Here is a 311-nt window from a genome sequence, read left to right as displayed (position 1 = left end):
ATGCTCGGCGCGTTGAACGACCCGTTCGACAAGATCCACATGGGCGTGACGGCCGAGAACGTCGCGAACAAGTACGGCATCACGCGCGAGGCGCAGGACGCGCTCGCGCTCGAATCGCACCGGCGCGCGGCGCGGGCTATCGAAGCCGGTTACTTCAAGGAACAGATTCTGCCGATCACGCTGGCATCGAAGAAGGGCGACACCGTTTTCGATCGCGACGAGCACGTGCGCATGAACGCGACGGCCGAAGATTTTTCGAAGCTGCGTCCCGTGTTCGCGAAGGAAAACGGCACGGTCACGGCGGGCAATGC

The 311-nt window shown here is 63.0% G+C and carries 1 pseudogene; it reads left to right on the top strand.

Annotation, left to right across the window (positions count from 1 at the left end):
* A pseudogene (locus QCE83_RS35070) lies at positions 1–311 on the top strand (acetyl-CoA C-acyltransferase); the annotation flags it as partial.

The sequence above is a fragment of the Caballeronia sp. LZ034LL genome (assembly GCF_031451215.1).
Classification (GTDB): Bacteria; Pseudomonadota; Gammaproteobacteria; order Burkholderiales; family Burkholderiaceae; genus Caballeronia.
This window is presented reverse-complemented; position numbering and strand designations above follow the sequence as displayed.